Annotated in this window: 22 protein-coding genes; 7 read left to right on the top strand and 15 right to left on the bottom strand. The window is 63.3% G+C overall.

Annotated elements, in window-relative coordinates:
- Positions 1-15: 15 nt before the first annotated feature.
- From ACXYN8_RS07675 to ACXYN8_RS07640, 8 genes are all read right to left on the bottom strand, one after another.
- Positions 16-753, bottom strand: a complete 738-nt coding sequence (locus ACXYN8_RS07675) for a MauE/DoxX family redox-associated membrane protein (RefSeq protein WP_458888768.1) — start codon at positions 751-753, stop codon at positions 16-18.
- 6 nt (positions 754-759) lie between these two features.
- Positions 760-1,572, bottom strand: a complete 813-nt coding sequence (locus ACXYN8_RS07670; RefSeq protein ID WP_458888767.1) for a DUF1206 domain-containing protein — start codon at positions 1,570-1,572, stop codon at positions 760-762.
- Positions 1,573-1,735: 163 nt separating this feature from the next.
- Positions 1,736-2,836, bottom strand: coding sequence for a redox-regulated ATPase YchF (gene ychF / locus ACXYN8_RS07665; protein WP_458888766.1), 1,101 nt, complete (start codon positions 2,834-2,836; stop codon positions 1,736-1,738).
- A gap of 249 nt (positions 2,837-3,085) precedes the next feature.
- Positions 3,086-3,307 (bottom strand): PEP-CTERM sorting domain-containing protein, encoded by a 222-nt coding sequence (locus tag ACXYN8_RS07660; protein ID WP_458888765.1) that lies wholly within the window; start codon positions 3,305-3,307, stop codon positions 3,086-3,088.
- A 127-nt stretch (positions 3,308-3,434) separates the two neighbouring features.
- Entirely contained in the window at positions 3,435-4,004 is a 570-nt protein-coding gene (pth, locus tag ACXYN8_RS07655) for an aminoacyl-tRNA hydrolase (protein ID WP_458888764.1), read from the bottom strand.
- 92 nt (positions 4,005-4,096) lie between these two features.
- Positions 4,097-4,786: a 50S ribosomal protein L25/general stress protein Ctc gene (locus tag ACXYN8_RS07650; protein WP_458888763.1), complete on the bottom strand. Its 690-nt coding sequence runs from the start codon at positions 4,784-4,786 to the stop codon at positions 4,097-4,099.
- A gap of 103 nt (positions 4,787-4,889) precedes the next feature.
- Positions 4,890-5,756, bottom strand: coding sequence for a TraB/GumN family protein (locus ACXYN8_RS07645; RefSeq protein ID WP_458888762.1), 867 nt, complete (start codon positions 5,754-5,756; stop codon positions 4,890-4,892).
- Complete coding sequence (locus ACXYN8_RS07640; RefSeq protein WP_458888761.1) at positions 5,753-6,685, bottom strand: TraB/GumN family protein; 933 nt, start codon at positions 6,683-6,685, stop codon at positions 5,753-5,755. The genes ACXYN8_RS07645 and ACXYN8_RS07640 overlap by 4 nt, the downstream gene beginning before the upstream one ends.
- Before the next feature lie 152 nt (positions 6,686-6,837).
- Between ACXYN8_RS07640 and ACXYN8_RS07635 the strand changes: the two genes are divergently transcribed.
- From ACXYN8_RS07635 to ppdK, 3 genes are read left to right on the top strand one after another with little or no spacing between them, the layout of a single operon-like run.
- Positions 6,838-7,749: a glycine--tRNA ligase subunit alpha gene (locus tag ACXYN8_RS07635; protein ID WP_458888760.1), complete on the top strand. Its 912-nt coding sequence runs from the start codon at positions 6,838-6,840 to the stop codon at positions 7,747-7,749.
- Positions 7,746-10,034: a glycine--tRNA ligase subunit beta gene (gene glyS / locus ACXYN8_RS07630; protein WP_458888759.1), complete on the top strand. Its 2,289-nt coding sequence runs from the start codon at positions 7,746-7,748 to the stop codon at positions 10,032-10,034. Before ACXYN8_RS07635 ends, glyS begins: the two co-directional genes overlap by 4 nt.
- Positions 10,035-10,089: 55 nt before the next feature.
- Entirely contained in the window at positions 10,090-12,750 is a 2,661-nt protein-coding gene (ppdK, locus tag ACXYN8_RS07625) for a pyruvate, phosphate dikinase (RefSeq protein ID WP_458888758.1), read from the top strand.
- On the opposite strand, the gene ACXYN8_RS07620 is transcribed toward ppdK, so the two are convergent.
- Complete coding sequence (locus ACXYN8_RS07620) at positions 12,751-13,500, bottom strand: methyltransferase domain-containing protein (RefSeq protein ID WP_458888757.1); 750 nt, start codon at positions 13,498-13,500, stop codon at positions 12,751-12,753.
- A 54-nt stretch (positions 13,501-13,554) separates the two neighbouring features.
- On the opposite strand from ACXYN8_RS07620, the gene ACXYN8_RS07615 reads away from it, so the two are divergent.
- The 4 genes from ACXYN8_RS07615 to ACXYN8_RS07600 all read left to right on the top strand — a co-directional run bounded on the left by ACXYN8_RS07615 (position 13,555) and on the right by ACXYN8_RS07600 (position 17,343).
- The gene (locus ACXYN8_RS07615) at positions 13,555-14,295 is read left to right on the top strand and encodes a ComF family protein (protein ID WP_458888756.1); all 741 of its coding nucleotides are present in this window, start codon (positions 13,555-13,557) and stop codon (positions 14,293-14,295) included.
- 357 nt (positions 14,296-14,652) lie between these two features.
- Positions 14,653-15,009: a phosphoribosyl-AMP cyclohydrolase gene (gene hisI, locus ACXYN8_RS07610; RefSeq protein WP_458888925.1), complete on the top strand. Its 357-nt coding sequence runs from the start codon at positions 14,653-14,655 to the stop codon at positions 15,007-15,009.
- A gap of 41 nt (positions 15,010-15,050) precedes the next feature.
- A complete protein-coding gene (locus ACXYN8_RS07605; RefSeq protein WP_458888755.1) occupies positions 15,051-15,512 on the top strand; it encodes a MerR family transcriptional regulator in 462 nt (153 codons plus the stop codon).
- Between the two features lie 28 nt (positions 15,513-15,540).
- The gene (locus ACXYN8_RS07600) at positions 15,541-17,343 is read left to right on the top strand and encodes an acyl-CoA dehydrogenase C-terminal domain-containing protein (RefSeq protein ID WP_458888754.1); all 1,803 of its coding nucleotides are present in this window, start codon (positions 15,541-15,543) and stop codon (positions 17,341-17,343) included.
- On the opposite strand, the gene ACXYN8_RS07595 is transcribed toward ACXYN8_RS07600, so the two are convergent.
- From ACXYN8_RS07595 to ACXYN8_RS07570, 6 genes are all read right to left on the bottom strand, one after another.
- A complete protein-coding gene (locus tag ACXYN8_RS07595; protein ID WP_458888752.1) occupies positions 17,340-18,038 on the bottom strand; it encodes a dienelactone hydrolase family protein in 699 nt (232 codons plus the stop codon). The genes ACXYN8_RS07600 and ACXYN8_RS07595 overlap by 4 nt on opposite strands.
- Positions 18,039-18,049: 11 nt before the next feature.
- On the bottom strand, positions 18,050-18,970 hold the full coding sequence (gene cysK / locus ACXYN8_RS07590; RefSeq protein ID WP_458888751.1) for a cysteine synthase A: 921 nt from the start codon (positions 18,968-18,970) through the stop codon (positions 18,050-18,052).
- Positions 18,967-20,259: an MFS transporter gene (locus ACXYN8_RS07585; RefSeq protein WP_458888750.1), complete on the bottom strand. Its 1,293-nt coding sequence runs from the start codon at positions 20,257-20,259 to the stop codon at positions 18,967-18,969. Before ACXYN8_RS07585 ends, cysK begins: the two co-directional genes overlap by 4 nt.
- Positions 20,260-20,339: 80 nt before the next feature.
- The gene (locus ACXYN8_RS07580; RefSeq protein ID WP_458888749.1) at positions 20,340-20,678 is read right to left on the bottom strand and encodes a PilZ domain-containing protein; all 339 of its coding nucleotides are present in this window, start codon (positions 20,676-20,678) and stop codon (positions 20,340-20,342) included.
- Between the two features lie 89 nt (positions 20,679-20,767).
- The gene (gene tyrS, locus ACXYN8_RS07575; RefSeq protein ID WP_458888747.1) at positions 20,768-21,997 is read right to left on the bottom strand and encodes a tyrosine--tRNA ligase; all 1,230 of its coding nucleotides are present in this window, start codon (positions 21,995-21,997) and stop codon (positions 20,768-20,770) included.
- 46 nt (positions 21,998-22,043) lie between these two features.
- Complete coding sequence (locus tag ACXYN8_RS07570) at positions 22,044-22,622, bottom strand: hypothetical protein (RefSeq protein ID WP_458888746.1); 579 nt, start codon at positions 22,620-22,622, stop codon at positions 22,044-22,046.
- Position 22,623: the final 1 nt, after the last annotated feature.

Genomic DNA, 22,623 nt, shown 5'->3' with positions numbered 1-22,623 from the left:
GCCAGCAGGATTGCGTCAGATCGCCGGGCGGAGCAACATCCAAATGCCCATGCCGATCATGGCGAGGTTCTCCGTCAGGGAAACGAAACCGAGCGGGACGTTGCCCGACCCGCCGACGCAGGCACATTTGATTTCGCGCTTCTGGACATAGACGGCGTAGAACACGCTGGCAGCGCCGATCGTGCCGATGGTCAGGGCGATGGGGATGGACAGCCACGGCAGGACGCGGCCCGCCATCAGCACCGCCGCCGTCGCCTCCAGAAACGGATAGGCATAGGCATAGGGCACGAACCGCACGCCCAGAAGGTCGTAACCCACGAACATCGTCGAGAACTGCTCGACATCCTGGAGCTTCAGCATCGCGAGCATCGCCATCGAAAAGGCGACGAACCACTCCGCGGTGCGGACGGTCAGGAGATCCCCGAAAGCGAACTGGCTGAGCGAAAGAGCGAGCGCCGCCGCGACGCCGAACACGGCGATCACGGGGGTATAGCTCGTCTTGTGCTTGTCGACCGGGCTGCCGAACCGGGCGCGCAGCGCGTCATAGCCACCGATACGTTCGCCATCAATGAAGGTCTGCGGCGTCGTCTTGACGTCGTACTTCGCCTTGAACGCGTCCGTTGCCTCGCGCGTGGTTAGGTGGTGATCCTCGACCTTGAAGCCGTGTCTTTCCAGCAGCCACTTCGACTTGGTGCCATATGGACAAATGTGCTTGTCCATAACCATGCGGTACAGTTGTGCGGTCTTTTCCATAAGTGATCAGGCCCGGAACGCGGGAACCTTGCCGTGATCGCCGAGGTTAGGGATGATGCGATAGCGCGCCAGCACTAGGCTGAAGAGGCCGAACATCAGCAGGCCAATCGCGACCAGCGTGAAGACGATGCCTTCCCCGGCGAGCGAGGCGACCGCGTCGCCCAGCGTCTTTACCTGCGAACTGCCGCCGCTGCCGAAGCCCGCTTTCACCAGCGACCAGCCGATCACGCCGTAAACGACACCACGCGCAGCGTAGCCGGCAATGCCGAGATATTTGGTCTGGTTGGGTGCGGCACCGGAAATCCGATGCATAAATTCACCGGTGTAGGCCTTCTTGAACTGAAAGAAGGCCGTGGCGAAAAAGGCAATGCCGAGCAGGCCGAGAACCGCGCCGCCGAAGTCGATGCTGATCACGCCGGCTGCAGCTTCCTGCGCCCCTCCGCCGCCTTCACCGCCGTCGCCAGCGCCTTCGGCCTTGGCGAACTGGGCTGCCGACCATGCGAGCGCGAGATGGCCGATGCCGCTGCCCGCGTGACCGATACGCTTGGCCCAACCCTTCGAATCTGAACCTTGGTTCTCGATATCGAAAGCGGTCGATGCGAAACGGAACAGGGCATAGCCAACAAGGCCGATGGTCATGATCCAGAGGATCGCGGTCCCTGCCGGAAACTCCTCGATAGCCAGGAAGATACCGTCGGTCCCCTCTCCCACCTTGCCTGCGCTGGTCAGCGCGATCAGCCCGAGGACCGAATAAAGGATGGCGCGGCTGAAATAGCCCGCGCGCACCAACCAGCTGAATTTTTCCGACTTGTCGACCATGCATAACTCCCTGTTTGCAGGCCTAACGGGCGAGCGGCGGAATAGTGCCGGACAAAGGCCCGCCGCCGCATGCAGCATTGTCGGCGCGATCAGCAACGCAATGGAAAGGTAAGCAGCACGGAGCGCGTGTGCGCAATTCAGGCGCAGAGCCGCGCGATGCTAATCAGACGTTGAACTTGAACAGCATGACGTCGCCATCCTGCACGAGGTATTCCTTGCCCTCTTGCCGCAACTTGCCCGCTTCCTTCGCGCCGTTTTCCCCGCCCAGCGCGACGTAATCATCGAAGGCGATGGTTTCGGCACGGATGAAGCCACGTTCGAAATCGGTATGGATTTCGCCGGCAGCTTGCGGAGCCTTTGCGCCCTTCGGGAACGTCCAGGCGCGCGATTCTTTCGGTCCGGCGGTGAAGAAGGTGTTGAGGCCGAGCAGCTGGTAGCCGGCGCGGATCACGCGCGCGAGGCCGCTTTCCGTAAGGCCAAGCTCTGTGAGATATTCCGCACGGTCTTCTGCCGGCATGGCCACGAGTTCGCTCTCGATGGCGGCGGAAACGACCACCGCCTGTGCGCCTTCGGCTTCCGCTTTCGCAAAGACGCGGGCCGACAGTTCGTTGCCCTCGGCTGCATCTTCCTCGGCAACGTTGCAGACGTAAAGCACGGGCTTGGCCGTGAGCAGCTGCGCCTGCGCGAAGACCTTTTCCTCGTCATCGCCATTGGGCTGCGTCAGCCGCGCGGGCTTGCCGTCGCGCAGCAGTTCAAGCGCCTGACCCAGAACGCTGGCCATGATCTTGGCTTCCTTGTCGCCGCTGGTCGCGCGCTTCTGGGCTGCCGGCACGCGCTTTTCGAGGCTTTCCAGGTCGGACAGCATCAGCTCGGTCTCGACCACTTCGGCATCGGCGATCGGATCGACCTTGTTGGCAACGTGCTGAATGTCGTCGTCCTCGAAACAGCGCAGGACGTGGACGACGGCGTCGACTTCGCGAATGTTGCCGAGGAACTGGTTGCCGAGGCCTTCGCCCTTGCTCGCGCCTTTTACCAGACCCGCGATGTCCACGAAGGCGAGCTGGGTCGGGATGATCTTGGCCGACTTGGCGATGGCAGCGATCTTGTCGAGCCGCTCGTCAGGGACGGAGACCTGCCCGACATTGGGCTCGATCGTGCAGAACGGATAGTTGGCCGCCTGCGCCGCCTGCGTTTCTGTCAGCGCATTGAACAGGGTCGATTTGCCGACATTGGGCAGGCCGACGATACCGCAACGGAAACCCATGGATGACTCCGGTTGATATATGGGTGTGAACGGGGAAGTGGCGCGGCTTAGCGCCCCCGCGCGGCGCGGGCAAAGAAAAAGGGGCTCCGATAAGGGAGCCCCGTGAAGGTAGCCTTTCGAGAAGGCCGGGTACACAACCACAAGGGTGCGGGCAGTGGTTCCGGACCCGAATCGCAAAGGGTCCGCCGCCCACCAGGAGTGGTCATTCCGAACAGCGCGGCGATGGGACGCCGCGCCGAAATCAGTATGTCAGCGCTTGCCGCGCGCCTGGCGACGGCGGGCGACGACGAGGCCGGCAAGCCCGAGGCCCATCAGGCCGAGCATTCCGGGTTCCGGAACCTGCGTCGCGCCGCCGCTCGACCCGGTCGGGCTCTGCGGTTCTTCGGGGGGCTTGGTCATCGCGGCAGAAGGCACGGCGGTGAATGCAAACGCTGCTGCGGCGCTGGCGGAAAGAATTTGGATCGCGGTCATGGTCAGTTGCCCCTCTGATGTCTTGGCCGTTGCGTAAGCTGCCTGCGCGCGAAAGCCCAAGGCGTTAACCCGGGGCGTTTCGTTATGAAACAGAAGCGGGCGGGGCGTTAACTCGCCCCCGCGCGGATCAATCCTGCATCCGCAGGGCAAGGTCGCTCATGAAGCGGGCGTCGTCGCCCCTGGCAAGCCAGTCCGCCTCCGCCCCGATACCGCCGAGCATCTGGATGAGGTCGTCCTGTTCCGCCTTGGCGTAGTCGCCCAGCACATGGCCGTGAACTCGGTCCTTGTGGCCGGGATGGCCGATGCCGATTCGCACGCGGCGAAACTCCGCACCGCAATGCTGCGTGATGGAGCGCAGGCCGTTGTGTCCGGCATGACCGCCACCCTGCTTGACCTTCACCTTGAACGGCGCGAGGTCGAGTTCGTCGTGGAATACCGTAAGCACATCGGTGTCCAGCTTGTAGAAGCGTAGCGCCTCGCCCACGGCGCGGCCGCTTTCGTTCATGAAGGTGGCGGGCTTCAGCAGCAGCACCTTCGCCGTGCCGATGCGCCCTTCCTGCACCCAGCCGGAGAACTTCTTCTGCACCGGGCCGAAGCCGTGCATTTCCGCGATGACATCCACCGCCATGAAGCCCACGTTGTGCCGGTGCATGGCGTAACGCGGGCCGGGATTTCCAAGGCCTGCCCAGATCTGCATGTCCGCCCCCTAGCGCCGTGTGGCCGCAAAACAAAACACCGGACTTCTCGCGAAGCCCGGTGCCTTGGTGATCTCGTAACGGCGAGACGAGCTTATTCGCTCTTTTCTTCCTGTTCGTCCGCGGCATCGTCGTCCGGACCCTGTTCGGTCGCGGCAACGCCACTTGCGGGAACATCGTCGCCGTCGTCGCTTTCTGCGCCTTCGCTCTTCTTGAGCGCGGACGGTGCGACGAGGGTTGCGATGGTGAAGTCACGATCCGTGATTGCGCTTTCCGAACCTGCGGGAAGCTTCACTTCGCTGATGTGGATCGAATCGCCGACTTCCTTGCCGGTGACGTCTATTTCGATCTCGCTCGGGATCTTGTCGTTATCGCAGACCAGTTCCAGCTCGTGACGGACCACGTTCAGAACGCCGCCCTTCTTGAGACCGGGCGAGCCTTCTTCGTTGATGAACACCACGGGAACCGCGACATCGACCTTCGCGCCCTTCGAAAGGCGGAGGAAATCGACGTGCTGCGGACGGTCGTTGACCGGATGGAAAGCGACATCCTTGGGCAGGGTGCGAACCGTCTTGCCGCCGATTTCGATTTCGACGATCGAGTTCATGAAGTGGCCGGTGCCAAGCTGCTTGCGGAGCAACTTTTCCTCGACGTGGATCGGGGTGGGTTCTTCCTTGCCGCCGTAGATTACGGCTGGGACGCGGCCTTCACGACGCAGTGCACGGGAGGCTCCCTTGCCTGCCCGATCGCGCGTCTCGGCCGGCAGTGTCAGAGCATCGCTCATGGTGCATACCTTTCGAGTGTGGTGTCAATTGCGGCACGCCTCCAGGGATGACCATGCCTTAGTGAAGCGCGCGCCTATACCGGGGCGGGCAGGTTTTGCAACACTATTGGATGCGAGACACGGTGTAGCCGCGCCTGGCGAGCAGGGCGGGTAGGCCGGTTTCGCCAACCATGTGCGCTGCGCCGACCGCCACGAAGGGCTTTGGCGCGCGTGCGAGCATCGGGGCAAGCTTGCGATCCATCGCGATGTTCCGGTCGCTCATCAACCGGCGGTAGAGTTCCGGATGGCGTGCGATGTCTTTCGCGAGATCCTTTCGGATTGCCTCCATGTCGCCTGCTAACCAGTAATCGCGCAATTCGTCGTCCTGCGTGGCGCCGTCGGCGTAATCCTCCACCACCGAATCGAGCAAGGCGCGCTGCTGCGCCGCTGGCATGGTGTCGAACATCCGCAATTGCGCTTCTGCACCTTCGAGTTCGCGCACCGGCTTGGCGGAGCCTGCCCGGTCGATCAGCGCGCGATCGACGCCATTTTCAGGATCACTTTTGCTCAGCATGGAAGCAAGTGTCAGGGCGGCGGCCCAGTCCTCCATATCGACGAAACGCGGCTCGATACCTCCCAGGCTGTCCGACAAGGCCGCCATGTCGCCACGCAATTGCGGGGAGACCCGCGCCGACAAGGGGCCGGAGCCGCGCGTGGTGGCGAGGCGCGCGAAGACCTGCGCGACGTCGAAATCCGCGATCTCGACCACCAAGACATCGCTATCCTCGAAGGCGGCATCCATGCGCGGGGTGTCCCAACGCGCATCGTCGGGCAGGGCGTGGATGGTGCCGAACAGGTACCCTTCGGTGCCTTGCGGGCCGGTGATCTCCCACAGGGCGGGCTTGGCAGGTGGAGAGGGCTCCGACTGTCCGCAGGCCGCCGCTGCCAGCGCCAACAGAGCCGGCAGCAGCGCGTTGCGCCGTACGATCATTGCAGGCGTGTCACCTCGATGCCCAGTTCGCCCAGCTTGTCCTGCACGCTGCCTTCGCCGGCCAGATGGCCCGCACCCACGGCCACGAACACCGTACCGGGCTGGTCCATCCGATCGTCGATCCAGCGCGCCCAGTTCGCGTTACGCTGCACCAGCAGCCGCTCGTAAAGCATCGGGTTGTCCATCGATGCGTTCATCATCTCGGCCAGCGCGTCGGCATCGCCTTCGAGCCATTCGGTGACCATCTGGTCGATCATGTCTCCGGTCATCGGCACTGCATCGACCACCTGGTTGAGATACGCGATCTGGTCGTCCAGCTCGAGCCCGTCGAACAGGTCGATCTGGTACTGGATGGTCTCCAGTTCCCCGCGGGTCTTCGCCTCGCCAGCCGCACCGCTCAGCACGGCCTCGGCGCCAAGTTCGGGATTGTAGCCGCCCTTCACCAGCGTCAGCATCGAGAGGTTCATCGCGGCGAACCACGGTTCGAACTTGTCGAAGGTCGCGACCGGCAGGCCCAGGTCGGTGACGACGCCTTCATAGGCTTCGCGGTCGCTCTCCGACAGCATCTCGCGCAGGTTCTGGCCTTCCGCCAGAGTGGCGGCAGCGATCATCGTCGGGGCCATCGCGGTGGCCTGAGTCGTGTCGACTTCCGTCACCAGCGTTTCCGATTCTTCCAGCGCCTTGGCGATCGGGCCATTCATCCAGCCGGACCGGCTTTCCGGCAGAACGTGGACGGTGCCGAACAGATAGATCGTCGTATCTTCGTCCGCGACCTTCCACAGTGCGGGGCCAAGCTCCAGCGTATCGGCCTCTACCGCCTCGACCGGCTGGGGCTGCGGAAGCTTCTGTTCCTGCGCGACGGCAGGAGCCGAAAGGACGATGCCGAGACCGGCAAGGGTTCGCGTAATGCGATTGAGAATGGTCTTCATAGCTGTTGGTGCTGCCCGTATCCGGCTTGAGAAATGATGAACGCTAAGTGGGGCGAGGCGGGCGGGAGGTCAACTCGCCTTGGAAACAGCGCGTGGCAAAGGGCGCGCTGCGGCATTGACGCTGCATGGGCCATGCGTCATTTGCGCCTCCCATGCCGACAGTGCCCGACAGAGACCCGACCACCAGCTTTCAGGACATGATCCTGGCGCTCCACGATTTCTGGAGCGCGCAGGGCTGCCTGATCCTGCAACCCTACGACATGCGGATGGGGGCGGGCACGTTCCACACCGCGACGACCCTCCGCGCGCTGGGGCCGGAGCCGTGGAACGCCGCGTTCGTGCAGCCCTGCCGCCGCCCGACCGACGGCCGCTATGGCGAGAACCCCAACCGCCTGCAGCATTACTATCAGTATCAGGTGATCCTGAAGCCGAGCCCGCCCGATATCCAGGACCTCTACCTGAAATCGCTGGAAGTGATCGGCATCGATCCGCTGAAGCACGACATCCGCTTCGTCGAGGACGACTGGGAATCGCCCACGCTGGGCGCGTGGGGCCTCGGCTGGGAAGTCTGGTGCGACGGCATGGAAGTGACGCAGTTCACCTATTTCCAGCAGATGGGCGGTTTCGACTGCAAGCCCGTCGCGGGCGAGCTTACCTACGGGCTGGAGCGTCTGGCGATGTACATTCAGGGCGTCGACAACGTCTACGATCTCGCTTTCAACGGGCGCGGCGTTTCCTACGGCGACGTATTCCTCGAAAACGAGCAGCAGATGTCGAAGTGGAACTTCGAAGTTGCAGACACAGGCGCGCTGTTCGACCTGTTCAACAAGGCGGAAGCCGAGTGCAGGAACGCGCTCGCCAATGAAGTTCCGATTGCTGCCTACGAGCAAGCGGTGGAGGCCAGCCACATCTTCAACCTCTTGCAGGCGCGCGGCGTAATCAGCGTGCAGGAACGTGCCAGCTACATGGGCCGCGTCCGCGACCTCGCGCGCGGATCGTGTGAAGCGCACCTGGCGAAGGAAGCCGCCGTCTGGGCGGAGAAATACCCGGAGTGGTCGAAATGAGCTCCGACTTCCTTCTCGAACTGCGGTCCGAAGAGATCCCCGCCCGGATGCAGGCGGGTGCGCGCGCGGAACTCGAAAAACTGTTCCGCCGGGAGATGGAAGCGGCCGGGATTGCGGTGGGCGAAGTCACCGTCTGGTCGACCCCTCGCCGCCTCGCACTGATCGCGCGCGACCTGCCGGCAGCGACGCAGGCAGTGAGCGAGGAAGCCAAGGGACCGCCAGTCGGTGCGCCCGACGCCGCCATAGACGGCTTCTGCCGCAAGAACGGCGTCACCCGCGACCAGCTCGAGGAGCGCGACGTGAAGGGCCGCGCCACGTGGTTCGCCGTGATCGAGAAGCCGGGCCGCGCCACCAGCGACCTGCTGGCCGAAGCAATACCGGCAATCATCCGCGATTTCAGCTGGCCCAAGTCGATGCGCTGGGGCGAAGCATCGCTCAGCACTGAATCCCTGCGCTGGGTACGCCCGCTGTCGGGCATCGTCGCGTTGCTGGGCGACGAAATCGTCGATTGCGAAGCGCATGGGGTCACCTCTGGCGCCGTCACGCTGGGCCACCGCTTCCATCACAGCGGCGACATTACCATCGGCAATGCCGCAGATTACGCGATCAAGTTGAAGGCCGCCCACGTCATCGTCGATCACGAGGCGCGCGCCGAACTGATCCGCGAAGGCGCGCACGCTGCCGCGGCGGAAGCGGGGTTGTCGCTGGTCGAGGACGAGGGGCTGGTGATCGAGAACGCCGGCCTGACCGAATGGCCGGTCCCGCTGCTCGGCCGCTTCGACGAGACCTTCCTCGATGTGCCGCCCGAAGTCATCCAGCTGACAGCGCGCGTGAACCAGAAGTATTTCGTGTGCGAGGACGAGCGCGGCAAACTCGCCAACGCCTTCGTCTGCACCGCCAATATCGAAGCGGCAGATGGCGGCGCGGCAATTGTCGACGGCAACCGCAAGGTCCTCGCCGCCCGCCTTTCCGACGCGCGCTTCTTCTGGGAGTTGGACCAGAAGACACCGCTCGCCGAGCACGCGAAGAAGCTGGAACGGATCACCTTCCACGAAAAGCTCGGCACCGTCGCCGACAAGGTCGAGCGCGTGGCGAAACTCGCCCGCTGGCTGGTGGAGGAGGGCATCGTCAAGGGGGCCGACCCCGACCTCGCGGAACAGGCTGCGCGCCTCGCCAAGGCCGATCTCGTCACGGAGATGGTCGGCGAATTCCCCGAACTGCAAGGCCTGATGGGCGGCTACTACGCCCGCGCCGAAGGTCTGCCGGATGAAGTCGCCGACGCCATCCGCGATCACTACAAGCCGGTCGGGCAGGGGGACGAAGTGCCGACTGCTCCGGTGACGGTGGCGGTAAGCTTGGCGGACAAGCTGGACACGTTAGTTGGGTTCTATCTAGTCGGAGAGTATCCAACCGGCTCAAAAGATCCGTTCGCCCTTCGCAGGGCAGTTCTTGGTATCAATAGACTCATTCAAAATGGCCTTCGAATGGCGATGCAATCAGCAATCCACAAAGCCATCACACTTCACCTTCCCCCGACGGACTCTGCTGTTGAGGAAGAGTATCGCGCATTGTTCGAAATCTATTCGCGCGACTTTGAATGGAGTGATCGTTTCAAGAGGGAAGCCAGAGAGATTGCAGGCGACACTCGAGGGCAACTCGCCGCGACCCGAGCAAATTGGTATTATGCTCTAGCCGCGCTCCCCGATTTCTTCGCCGACCGCCTAAAAGTCCAGCAGCGCGAGGCCGGTGTCCGTCACGACCTGATCGACGCGGTGTTCGCGCTGGGCGGCGAGGACGATCTCGTCCGCCTGCTCGCCCGCGTTAAGGCGCTTCAGTCCTTCATGGAGAGCGAAGACGGCGCCAACCTCCTCGCCGGATACAAACGCGCGGCCAATATCCTCAAGAAGGAGGACTGGCGCGGCGGGGCCATCCCCCAGACCGGCGACGAAGACCCGCTCGAGAACGTCGATGATCCACGCATGCGCGCCGTCTATGCCGAAGCGGGGAAGGGCTCCGCTCTTTCCTACACGCCCGAACCGGCCGAAAAGGCGCTCATCGACGCGCTCGACGCTGCCGAACCCAAGGCCGAGGCTGCCGTCGCAGCGGAGGAGTTTGCGGGGGCCATGGCGGCGCTCGCCAGTTTGCGCGGTCCGATCGACGATTTCTTCGAAGAAGTGACGGTAAATGACGAGGAAGAAATCAAACGCTCCGCCCGGCTGGACCTGCTTGCACGCTTCCGTGGTGCGGTGCACAAGGTCGCCGATTTCTCTCGCATAGAGGGCTGAATTTTCTGAGCACATGGACCGTGTTCCATGTGTTCCATCGAACCCGAGGACACGCATGACACAGACGGTCTATCCATTCGGCGGCGCGGCCGATCACTCCGATCCGCGGCAGAAGGACAAGACAGTCACCGGCGGCAAGGGTGCGAACCTGGCGGAAATGGCGGCGATCGGCCTGCCGGTACCCCCCGGCTTCACCATCACGACAGAGGAATGCGTCAGCTACCTTCAGGAGGGCGGCGATTTTTCCAGCGGGCTGGAGGCGGCGGTCGCCACCGCGCTCGAACACATCGAAGCTTCGGTCTGCAAGTCTTTCGGAAATCAGGAAAATCCACTTCTCGTATCGGTCCGTTCGGGCGCGCGGGTTTCCATGCCGGGCATGATGGACACGGTCCTCAATCTCGGCCTCAATGACGAGACGGTGGAAGGGCTGGCGCGATCCTCCGGCGACGAACGTTTCGCATGGGACAGCTATCGCCGCTTCATCCAGATGTATTCCGACGTCGTCCTCGGCCTCGATCACGGGTTGTTCGAGGAAGCACTGGAAATTATGAAGGAAGACAACGGCTTCTTCGCGGATACGGAGCTTTCGGCTGAAGACTGGAAGGCGCTCGTCGCCGAGTACAAACAGATCGTTTCCACCGAACATCAACAGGATTTTCCACAGGACGTCCATGTCCAGTTGTGGGGTGCGATACGCGCTGTCTTCGACAGCTGGGACAGCGAGCGCGCGAAGGTCTATCGCCGCCTCAACGACATTCCCGGCGACTGGGGCACGGCGGTGAACGTGCAGGCCATGGTGTTCGGCAACATGGGGGATACCAGTGCCACCGGCGTCGCCTTCACCCGCGATCCGGCTACCGGCGAAAAGGCTTATTACGGCGAGTACCTCATCAATGCGCAGGGCGAGGATGTGGTCGCGGGTATCCGCACGCCGCAATATCTTACCCGCACCGCGCGCGAGGCGGCGGGTGCGGACAAGGCCAGCATGGAAGAAGCCATGCCCGATGCCTACGCCGAACTGGCCAATGTCTTCGACCTGCTGGAGCGGCATTATCGCGATATGCAGGACATCGAGTTCACCGTCGAACGCGGCAAGCTCTGGATGCTCCAGACCCGCAGCGGGAAGCGGACGGCCAAGGCCGCGCTCAAGCTGGCAGTCGACATGGTCGAAGAAGGACTGATCGACGAGAAGACCGCGATCGGCCGTGTCGACCCAATGGCGCTCGACCAGTTGCTGCACCCGACGCTCGATCCAGACGCGCCGCGTGATGTCCTGACCCGCGGTCTCCCGGCCTCTCCAGGCGCGGCGGCGGGCGCGATCGTGCTCGATGCCGACACGGCGGAGAAGTTCGCGGCGCGCGGCGACAAGGTCATCCTCGTTCGCGTGGAGACGAGCCCGGAAGACATTCACGGAATGCACGCCGCGCAAGGCATCCTGACCGCGCGCGGCGGCATGACGTCACACGCTGCCGTCGTGGCGAGAGGCATGGGGCGCCCCTGCGTTTCGGGTGCGAACGGCGTGACGATCGACCTTCCCAACCGCAAGCTCACCATCGGCGGCCGCGAATTGAAGGAAGGCGACTTCCTCACTCTCGACGGCGGCAATGGCGAAGTCATGGCGGGCGAGGTGGCTACCATCGAGCCGGAACTCGTAGGCGATTTCGCCACGCTGATGGAATGGGCCGACAGCCACCGCCGGATGCGCGTTCGCACCAATGCCGAAACGCCCGACGATTGCCGCATGGCCCGCCAGTTCGGTGCGGAGGGCATCGGCCTTTGCCGGACAGAACATATGTTCTTCGATGCCGCGCGTATATCCGCCGTTCGCGAGATGATCCTGGCCGATGACGAGGCGGGGCGGCGCACCGCTCTTGCCAAGCTGCTGCCCGAACAGCGCGCCGACTTCCGCGAAATCTTCGAGGTGATGGCAGCGCTGCCCTGCACGATCCGCCTGCTCGACCCGCCGCTGCACGAATTCCTCCCGCATGGCGAAGACGAGTTTGTCGCTCTCGCGGATGCGACGGGGGTGGGCGTCGACCACTTGCGCCGGCGCGCGGCCGAATTGCACGAATTCAACCCGATGCTCGGTCACCGGGGGTGTCGCCTCGGTATCACCTATCCCGAGATCTACGAGATGCAGGCACGGGCCATTTTCGAAGCCGCCTGCGAAATTGCGGCAAACGGCGAGGCGCCGGTCCCGGAAGTGATGATCCCGCTGGTCGGCACGAAGCGCGAGTTGCAGATCCTGCGCGAGCTTGTGGATCGTGTGGCCAAAGAGGTCTTCGCCGAGCAGGGACGAAGCGTGGACTACCTTGTCGGCACAATGATCGAACTCCCGCGGGCGGCCCTGATGGCTGGCGAGATTGCTGAAGAAGCCCGCTTCTTCTCGTTCGGAACCAATGACTTGACCCAGACAACTCTTGGCGTTTCGAGGGATGATTCAGCGCGTTTCCTGGCGCAGTACGTCGACAAGGGGATTTATCCGCGCGACCCGTTTGTGGGTCTGGACGAAGAGGGCGTCGGCCAGCTCGTCCAGCTTGCGGCGGACCGGGGACGGGCCACGCGCGATGACATCAAGCTGGGTATTTGCGGCGAGCACGGCGGCGATCCGGGCAGCATCGCATTTTGCGAGAAGGTCGGCCTCGATTACGTCAGTGCATCGCCCTACCGCGTCCCGATTGCGCGGCTCGCAGCGGCTCAGGCGTCGCTCAAGTAATCAGCTTTTCCAGCCGGTTAGCGTCACGATTTCGAAGAATTCGGTAACCCGGCCTTCGGTGTCGGCGCGATTCATGAAGGCCGCTCGGGCCGCCGCGCGGCTCTGTCTGGAGAGCGGGGGCGGCGTGTCGGCCAGCTGGTTTGCCAGACCCTGATCGCGCAGATCGGCTATCAGCCGATCAAAATGACGGTAGCGCACTTGCAGCGTCCTGCTGTCCGCCACCTGTCGCCTGAACCCGGCACGCTGGAGCAATTCGGCCCCGCCACGAACGTCGACCATGGGATGGATGCGCGCCGCCGGCCGCTCGCCGTCTGCCGCCAGCAGGGCACTCCGCAAGACCTGCAAAGAGCCGAGCCCGACGAATTGCGCAATCATCAGGCCGCCTTCGGCCAGTGCCGCGCGGTAGTGCACCAGCGCGCCGGGCAGGTCGTTGACCGTTGCCAGCGTGTTCATGCTCACGATCAGGTCGTAGCCGCCGCGGGGGAAGGGGTTCTCTTCGTCGAGCGTGGTCGGGGCCGCCTGTGACAGGTCCGCATCGGGGAAGGCGTCGGTAAGCGCGCCCGTCATATCACCGATGACCAGCACCCGCTGCGGCTCATGGCGCATGAAGCCGAGGCGTTCTTCCACTTCGTCTGCCATATCGCGCGCCAGGAAATTGGCGGCGTCCGGGCCTTGCCGCGCGACGCTGCGCCGCCAAGCCGCTTTTCTGCGTTGCGGAGAGAAGATAAGCGGGGGCGTGGTCGTCTTCATCCGCTCTCCTCTGTCGCGCTTCGTGCGTCCGCGCAACCGCGCTGGAACAGCGGCATGAAAGTGCTCGGCCAATTGAGAGAATCGATCGCGCCGGTGGTCAACCTTGTCTATCCGCCGCGTTGCCCATTGTGCGGCGACGGGATCGAGGCGCAATCGGGCCTCTGCGGCGCGTGCTGGTCAGAGCTGGCAATCCCGTCCTCGCTTGCTTGTGCAGGGTGCCAACGACCGTTGGTCGCCAAGCCCGATCAGCCGCATTTGCAATGCGGTGCATGTTTCTCGGCGCCACCACGGCATGACGGCATTGCGGCGGCGACGTTCTACAACGACGCATCGCGCAAGCTCGTGCTCGCTTTCAAACATGGTGGGCGAATCGCTATGGCCGGTATGCTTGCCCGCCTGATGGCGGCGCGCCTGCCTGCGCTGGAAGAGCCTGCGGTGCTGGTCCCCGTTCCGCTCCATCGGTTGCGCCTCTGGCGGCGCGGCTTCAACCAGTCGGCGCTGCTGGCGCGTGAGCTAGAGAGGCTGGGGCGGGGCAAGCTGATGGTCGACGCGCTGGTGCGTACGAAGGCGACACCCGCGCTGGGTGGCCATGGCAGAAAAGAACGCGCTGCAATTCTCAGCGATGCGATTGTCGCCAACCCGCGCCGCTCAGCCGACCTGCGGGGCCGTGACGTCATCCTCGTCGATGACGTGCTGACCAGCGGAGCGACGAGCGATGCCTGTGTCGCCGCTCTGAAAAGCGGTGGAGCGAATCGCGTGACCATTTCCTGCTTCGCTCGCGTCGTCGATTGGTAGCGCCCAAACGAAAGCGCCCGGAACATCGCTGTTCCGGGCGCCCTTCGTGACGAATGTTCAGGCCATATTCGCGCCGTTTGCGATCCCCCCGAATCACTCCCGGTTGGCCGCGAGGCCTGTCCCTCATGTTGCGGCAGTCGACCCCCTCAGCCCAACTGCCATCCCCCGGTGAACCTGTGCCATCATGGCGGCGATTTGCCGTTCGACGGTCCCCTCAGACCGCAAGCCTGTTCAAGCATCCTGCGCTCGAAACACAAAGCGTCTCGCAATGTCGCGATGGATTTTGCCGTCACCTTGTGGTTATCTGGCAACAATCGGTCGCACCGCCTGCGACGCTCTTTTCACTAGGAATTTCCCATCGACGATCGCGAAACAGGCTCCGTTTTCCAGCCGAAATTCGATGCCGCCGGCCTCCTGACGGCTGTCGTGATCGATGCCGCTTCCAAGGACGTTCGCATGGTCGCGCACATGAATGCCGAAGCCATCGCCGCTACTCGCGAGACCGGGTTCGCGCACTTCTGGTCACGATCGCGGCAGTCGCTCTGGAAGAAGGGCGAAACGTCCGGAAACATGCTCCGGGTCCGCGAGATCCGGGTGGATTGCGACCAGGATGCGCTGCTTGTCATTGCGGATTGCGATGGGCCGAGTTGCCATACCGGCGCCACCAGCTGTTTCTTCCGTAAACTTGGCACCGACGGGTCTCTTGAAGCTTGAGATAATTGACGCTTACGTAAAGGTAAGCTAGAAGGCTCTGCATGGATCAGAGCAGCACCTCCCGGAAAGCCAGCGCGGGATCGCAGGGTCACGGCCGGTCTCACATAGATCGTCCGGACGAGCTTTCGCGCGAGAGCTTCACCATCTCGGACCTCACCAAGGAATTCGACGTCACGGCGCGGGCCCTGCGCTTCTACGAGGACGAGGGGCTGATCGCCCCGCAGCGCGATGGCCTTTCGCGCATCTATTCCAAGCGTGATCGCGCGCGCCTTGCATGGATCATGCGGGCCAAGAACGTGGGCTTCAGCCTCGGCGAAATTCGCGAGCTGATCGACCTGTACGACCTCGGCGACAACCGCAAGACGCAGCGCGCCGTAACGCTGGACCGGTGCCGCGAGAAAATCGCGAAGCTGACCCGCCAGCGCGACGACATCGATTCGTCGATCCAGGAACTCAACGAATTCGTCGAGCAGATCGAACAACTCGATCTCGGCCAGCGTTAGAAAACCCCTCCTTCAAAGGACCCTCAAGATGCCCGTCTACCAAGCCCCCTCCCGCGATCTGCGCTTCGTCGTCAACGAACTGCTGGAACTGGAAAGCTACAACAATCTGCCCGGATTTGAGGCGGTGAGCGCCGATCTGGTCGACACCATTGCCAGCGAAGCGGGGAAGTTCTGCGCCGAGGTGCTGTTCCCCCTGAATGCCGTGGGCGACCGCGAGGGCTGCACACGGCACGAGGACGGCAGCGTGACTACGCCGACCGGCTTCAAGGAAGCCTTTCAGCAATATCGCGAATCGGGTTGGGGCACTCTGAGCGCGCCGGAGGAATTCGGCGGGCAGGGTCTGCCGCACGTGCTGGGCTTCATGGTCGAGGAAATGGCCTCGTCCGCCAATCAGGCGTTCGGGATGTATCCCGGACTTACCAATGGTGCGGTATCCGCGTTGCTCGCCAAGGGATCGGACGAGCAGAAGGCGACCTACGTCCCCAAAATGGTGTCGGGCGAATGGACGGGCACGATGAACCTGACCGAACCGCATTGCGGCACAGATCTCGGCCTCATCCGCACGAAGGCGGAACCGCAGGGCGACGGAAGTTACGCAATCACCGGCACGAAAATCTTCATCTCTTCGGGCGAGCACGACATGAGTGAAAACATCATTCACCTGGTGCTGGCCAAGACGCCGGGTGCGCCGGACAGCTCGAAGGGTATTTCGCTTTTTGTCGTGCCGAAGTTCATCCTCGACGATGCTGGCGATCCGGGCGAGCGCAATGCCGTCTCCTGCGGATCGATCGAGCACAAGATGGGCATTCACGGCAATTCGACCTGCGTGATGAATTACGACGCGGCCAAGGGCTGGATGGTCGGCGAGGAGAACAAGGGGCTCGCCGCCATGTTCATCATGATGAACGCCGCGCGTCTTGGCGTTGGCATCCAGGGTCTCTCGCAGGCCGAAATCGCTTACCAGAACGCCGTCGCCTACGCGAAGGACCGGCGGCAGGGTCGCGCGCTGACGGGCCCGGCGAGCCCGGACGAGAAGGCGGATTCGATTATCGTCCATCCCGACGTGCGCCGGATGCTGATGGATGGAAAGGCCTTCACCGAAGGACAACGCGCGCTGTCTCTGTACGGCGGGCTGTTGGTCGATCTCGTACACGCCGCGCAGACGGAGGAAGAACGGCAGGAAGCCGACGACCTGCTGGGCCTGCTGACCCCAGTTCTGAAAGGCTACGGCACGGACAAGGGCTACGAGGTCGCAACCAATATGCAGCAGGTCTTCGGTGGCCACGGCTACATCGAGGAATGGGGCATGAGCCAGTTCGTCCGCGACGCTCGCATCGCCCAGATCTACGAAGGCACCAATGGCGTGCAGGCGATGGACCTGTGCGGGCGCAAGCTTGCCGCCAATGGCGGTCGCGCGGTGCAGCTGTTCTTCGCCAAGGTCGACGAGGCTTGCGAGGCTGCCAAGGGTGACGAAGCGCTGGCTCCGCTGGCCGAGAAGCTGGCGAAGGCCAATGGCGAGCTGAAGGCGGGAACGATGTGGTTCATGCAGAACGCGATGGCCAACCCCAACAATCTGGGCGCAGGCGCGCATCACTACATGCACATCATGGGCATCGTGGCGCTCGGGTGGATGTGGCTGCGAATGGCGCAGACAGCGACAGCCAAACTCGCTGCCGGAGACGACACGGCGTTCTACGAAGCGAAACTGACCACCGCGCGCTACTTCATGGATCGCTTCACGCCCGACGCAGGTGCCTTGCGCCGCCGTATCGAAAGCGGTGCCGAATCGATGATGGAACTGCCGGTCGAATCCTTCGAGCGAGCTGCTTAACCGAGCACTTCATCGAAGAAGGAATGCATGGAAGCCCAGCTCTGCCGGTCGGCGCTCGCGTCGTAGGCGGAGTTGGGCTTTCCATCGAGGCCAGTGCTGACGGTGAACCCGTGCGCAACACCGCTGTAGGAGTGGAAGAGCCAGTCGGCCTGGACGCTGTCCATTTCCTCCCAGAACGCCATCACCTGCTGGCGGGGCACAAGGGTGTCGGCATCGCCGTGACAGATCAGCATCCGCGTGGCGATGGGCTCGCTGGCGGGCAGATCCGTCGCAAGCAGGCCGTGAAAGCTGACGACGGCGGCAAGGTCCTGCCCGTCGCGCGCCATTTCGAGAGCTGCCAAGCCGCCGAGGCAGAAGCCGATCGCGAGCTGGGGGACGCCCGGCTCCAGCTCCGCCGTCTTGGCAATGGTCGCACGCAGACGTCGCCGGAAGGCCAGCGGATCGCTGCGGACCCGCTGCATGGCGGCGAAGGCTTCGTCCGGCGTCTTGGGTGAATCGGACCCGTAGAAATCACCGATGAAAACGGCGTAGCCCGACTTCGTCAGCAGTTCCGCCTTCGCCTTTACGCCCGGCGTTACGTTCATGAAGCTGGGGAAAATAGCCACCGCCGCGCGCGCCGGACCATCCGGGCGCTCGTGGTGGCCGAGAAGCGCCATGTCGCCATCGACATAAGCGACAGTCGAGAACACGGTCATGGAGCCGTTGCCTACTCGGTCGGCAGGAAATCGGGGACAGAGAGGTAACGTTCGCCCGTGTCGTAATTGAAGCCGAGAACGCGGGTACCAGGCTCCAGCTCTCCAAGCTTCTTGTCGATCGCGGCGAGAGTGGCGCCGCTCGAAATTCCGACCAGCAGCCCTTCTTCGCGCGCGCAACGCAGCGCCATGGCCTTGGCTTTCTCCGCCTCGACCTGGATGGAGCCATCAATTGCCTGCGTGTGAAGGTTCTCCGGGATGAAGCCCGCGCCGATGCCCTGGATGGGATGCGGGCCGGGCTGTCCGCCGCTGATGACCGGGCTCGCTTCCGGTTCGACCGCATAGGCCTTGAGATCGGGCCAGGTTTTCTTCAGCTCCTCCGCGCAGCCAGTCAGGTGTCCGCCGGTGCCCACGCCGGTAATCATTACGGCAGGCGGAGCGTCCGCGAAGTCGGCAAGGATTTCCTGCGCCGTCGTTCGGACGTGCACGGCGACGTTCGCCGGGTTGTCGAACTGGCTGGGCATCCAGGCGCCTTCGGTCTGGGCAACCAGTTCGGTCGCGCGTTCGATTGCGCCCTTCATGCCCTTTTCCTTCGGCGTCAGGTCGAAGCTTGCGCCATAGGCCAGCATCAGCCGCCGCCGTTCCAGCGACATCGATTCAGGCATGACGAGCACCAGCTTGTAGCCCTTGACGGCCGCCACCATGGCGAGACCGATTCCGGTGTTGCCGCTGGTGGGTTCGATGATGGTGCCGCCGGGCTGCAAGTCGCCGGACTTCTCCGCCGCTTCGACCATGGCGAGGCCGATGCGGTCCTTGATCGAGCCGCCGGGGTTGGCCCGCTCGCTCTTTACCCAGACCTCGTGGTCGGGGAACAGGCGCGACAGGCGAATGTGAGGCGTATTGCCGATGGTGGCGAGGACGTTGTCAGCTTTCATGGAATCTTCTCCTGCAATGTCTCTTCGGGGGTGTGCTCCACCAACTCGTCAGGCGGGTCGAAGGTCCGGGTCGTCCTTAGCACGGGGAACACGCGGCTCCACAATCCCACGGTGATGATCGCACCTGCACCGCCGGTCACCACGGCAGCGACCGGGCCGATAAGGAAGGCGAGGCTGCCGGAAAAAAAGTCGCCGAATTCGTTGGAGGCGGAAATGGTCAGCAGCGATACGGCAGACACGCGCCCTCGCTTTTCGTCGGGCGTGTGCAGCTGGATCAGCGACTGCCGGATGTAGACCGAGAACATGTCCGCGCAGCCCACAATGAACAGCATGGCGAGGCTGAACGGCATCCATGTGGAGAAGCCGAAACCGATGGTGGCCAAACCGAACAGGGCGACGGCCAGCAGCATCTTCGGCCCTACATTGGTCTTCAGCGGATTGAAGCTGAACCACAGCGCCGTCAGCGCCGCACCGACGGCCGGGGCCATCGCGAGCTGCGCAAGTCCGGTCTCCCCCACTTTCAGGATGTCGCGCGCGAATACGGGGAACAGCGCGGTCGCCCCGGCGAGGAAGACGGCAAACAGATCCAGCGTGATTGCGCCGAGCACCATCTTGTTACGAACCACGTAATGCAGCCCGTCGACCATCTGGCGCACTGGATGCTGGTTCGCGGCGCGCGGCGGTTGCGGCACCTTTCCTATGAAGGAAAGTGTGATCATCGACATGGCGAACAGACCAGCAGCCGCGACGTAGGGCAGGGGTGGGGAAATGGCGTGGAGATACCCGCCGACCGCCGGCCCGACGATCATGCCGGTCTGCCAGGAAATGCTGGAAAGGGCGATGGCGTTGGGCAGGATCTCCTTTGGCACCAGATTCGGCGCAAGGGCGGAAAGAGCGGGTCCGTTGAAGGCGCGCACGACGCCAAGCGCCACGGCCACGCCGAAAATCGCGGGGATAGAGATCTGCTCCGACCATGTGAGCCAGGCGAGAACTCCGGCGCACAGCAACTGCACCATCACGGTGAGGCGCGCGATATTCCTGCGGTCGAAATTGTCCGCCACCCAGCCGGAAAATGGCGTCAGCACGAAAAGCGGAAGGAACTGCAGCAGCCCGACGATAGCGAGCTGGCCGGAGGCTTCGGCGACGTTCTGCCCGCTGTCACGCGCGAGGTTGTAAACCTGCCAGCCGATGATCAGCATCATCGCGTACTGGCCCAGCGTCATCGACAGCCGGGACAGCCAGTAGGCGCGGAAATTCGGGATCTGGAAGGGGGAGGTCGGCTCTATCACACCCGCGCAATGGCAGGCCGTCGCGACCTAGCCAAGCGTTAGCATCTTGGCGGGGGTAAGCCCGCGCTTCGGAATGCTGCTCAGCGCGTGCGGCGCAATCTGGGATTCGGCTGGAGCGCGTCGATCAGGCGACGGAATTCTTCCAGACGGATGATGCGTTCGAACTGGAAGCCGGCGCGTTCGTCCTTCACCCAGATCACATGGGCTTCGATATGTCCGATTTCCGGAAGGCGGATGGTGACACGCTCGCCTCTGGTCAGCGAGTCGCAATTGTCGATCATGAAACCTTGCGCAGAAACGTTCACGATATGCATCGGCAGATCGCCGCGATCGCGATGTTCGCCGATTACCGGAAACTCGACCGGATGGCGTGCTGCCTGCCGCATGTCCGTTACCGAAAGTTGTGCCCCGTGTGTCACGGCGTGCGCCCCCCTTTGAGCCTAGAAACTCGAACCGCCGTTCTGGCAGCGAAGTTCTGACAAAGGGTAAACGCGGCTATAACTGCGCGTCAGGCCGATCGCAGGACAGCGTGCTTCTTGCGGCCGAGGCTGAGCTTGATTTCCTGCCCGGCTGGCACAGTGACGAGATGACCGGCATCGCCGACGGTTTCCCCATCCAGCTTCACCGCCCCTTCCGCGATCTTGCGCTTCGCTTCGCCATTGGAGGCAGTGAAGCCGAGGTCGGTCAGCACCGCGCCGATGCGGAGCCCGTCCGAAGGAATATCGAGCGAGGGGAGGTCGTCTCCCGCCCCGCCAGCGAAGGTGGTCGAAGCCGTGGCTTCCGCCGCCCTGGCCGCGTCTGCTCCGCGTACCATTTCGGTCACTTTATTAGCCAGCACGACCTTCGCGTGATTGATCTCGGCACCATCGAGCGACTCGAGCCGCGCAATCTCGTCGAGCGGCAGATCCGTAAACAAGCGCAGGAACCTGCCGACGTCGCGGTCGTCCGTGTTGCGCCAGTATTGCCAGAAATCGTAAGCCGGCAGCTGCGCCTCGTTCAGCCAGATCGCGCCGGACACCGACTTGCCCATCTTCTGCCCGTCGGCCCGGGTGATCAGTGGTGCCGTGACGCCGTAAACCTCGGTCCCGTCGATGCGCCGCGCCAGTTCCACGCCATTCACGATGTTGCCCCACTGGTCGCTGCCGCCCAGTTGCAAGCGGCATCCGTGCGAGCGGCTCAACTTCAGGAAGTCGTAGGCCTGCATGATCATGTAATTGAATTCGAGGAAGGTCAGCGGCTGCTCGCGATCGAGCCGCAGCTTCACCGAATCAAAGGTCAGCATACGGTTGATCGTAAAGTGCGGACCGACATCGCGGAGCAGCTCGATGTAGCCGAGCTGGCTCAGCCAGTCGTCATTGTTGATCAGCAGCGCGCCGGTTTCACTGTCGTCGAAACGCAAGATCTGCTCGAAGCTGCCGCGAATGCCGGCGATGTTGCTCGCCAGCACTTCGTCGGTGAGCATAGTGCGCGTTTCGTCCTTGCCCGACGGGTCTCCGACCTTGGCCGTACCGCCGCCCATGATGACGATGGGTCGGTGCCCTGCCTGTTGCAAACGCTTGAGCAGCATGATCGAGGCGAGATTGCCGATGTGAAGCGAAGCCGCCGTGGGATCGAAGCCGACGTATCCCGTGACGATCTCCTTGCTCGCCAGCGCGTCCAGCGCGACGGGGTCGGTGATCTGGTGGATATGGCCACGCTCTTCGAGCAGGCGCAGCAGGTCGGATTTGTAGGCGCTCATGATGCTGGCGCGCGTAGCACGCGAGCGCGTGGGCGCAAGCGCAGGATTACCTGGCCTGCGCGGCAAAGAAGGCTTCGACCACCTGTTTGTGCGTGTCCGATTCGCAGCTCTTCGAGGCTATGGAGACCGCCCAGGCCGCGCTGTCCCGGCGAATGCTGCCGGTGGTGACGCAGCCCCCGGCGGTTCCGGGCGCGACGCGGAACTGCTCGCCGTCGCGCGCGCTCAGGGTTGCCAGCGAGACACCGAGCGGACCGACGATGGCACTGCGGGGGGTGATTTGGCTCTCGTTCGCTTGCGGCAGGTATTGCCCGGCTGCCTGAAAGGTAATTTTCTCGACGGCGGCGAGCGTCTCTTCGTCCATCTCCCGCGACGGCTTATCGCTTTTGAAGTTCATGTAGCTGACGAGAATTTTGGTCCCGCCCTTTTCCATCCGGGTCTCCGAAGCGCCATTCATCATGTCGCGCATGGCCTTCATCTTCATCGCGGGATTGACGATCTGGTCGTGATCCCAGCCTTGGGGAAGCGTGATCTCAACCTCACCGTCGAGGCTGTATCCCATCGCGCCCTGCGCCTGAGCCGGATTGGCAACGAACGAAGCCACGACCACAAGAGCGAGAATTTTCATT

The sequence above is a fragment of the Altererythrobacter sp. CAU 1778 genome, from assembly GCF_054482795.1.
Note: the sequence above shows the minus strand (reverse complement) of the source record. Positions and strands in the feature narration are given on the sequence as shown.